Source organism: Mycobacterium sp. (assembly GCF_049608025.1).
In the GTDB taxonomy this organism is placed as follows: Bacteria; Actinomycetota; Actinomycetes; order Mycobacteriales; family Mycobacteriaceae; genus Mycobacterium.
In genome coordinates this window covers 1-555 of record NZ_JBMYXC010000120.1, presented here as the reverse complement: position 1 = coordinate 555, position 555 = coordinate 1, and the positions used below count along the sequence as shown (strand labels likewise).

1 protein-coding gene is annotated in these 555 nt (G+C 50.6%); it reads left to right on the top strand.

What is annotated here, in order from left to right:
* A partial coding sequence (locus ACPGXI_RS18005) for a hypothetical protein (protein WP_526655392.1) occupies window positions 1-251 on the top strand: 251 nt, incomplete at its 5' end.
* Window positions 252-555: the final 304 nt, after the last annotated feature.

Here is a 555-nt window from a genome sequence, read left to right as displayed (position 1 = left end):
TTGCCATCACAGCAACTGACGGCACTAACACAGCTAACCTCCCGGTCGTAGCTCCGGCTGCGGGTGAGTGGGCTGCTGCACGTGATGCCGATATCAACATCGCAGAGAGCTCGTACATTGGCTGGACTATCGGAGCAGGTGAAACTGCTGTAGTTCAGATTGAATACCTCGCACCTGAAACTAAGGGTGACGGTGGTGTTCTCCATCGTACTCGCACCAACGAAGTTGAAGCGGGTGTTGACACCCTATAAGGTAATATTCGGGTAGCTCAACTGGCAGAGCAGCGGTCTCCAAAACCGCAGGTTGGGGGTTCGAGTCCCTCCCCGTTTGCCAACCGACGACCCCGCTCTTCGGAGCGGGTAGTCTAATGGAGGACATATGCCAAAACCAATTAAACCAATCAAGAAGGGTGGACAAGGTACTGGCCCTTCTCATTCTGTACTCAACAAGAACGAAGAGAACGTTCGTAAGATGCAGATGGAAAAGTTTAAGAAGTATATGCGGGAGAATAAGTAATGCCTAAGAATCAAATCCTGCATATCAAAGACCCTAACG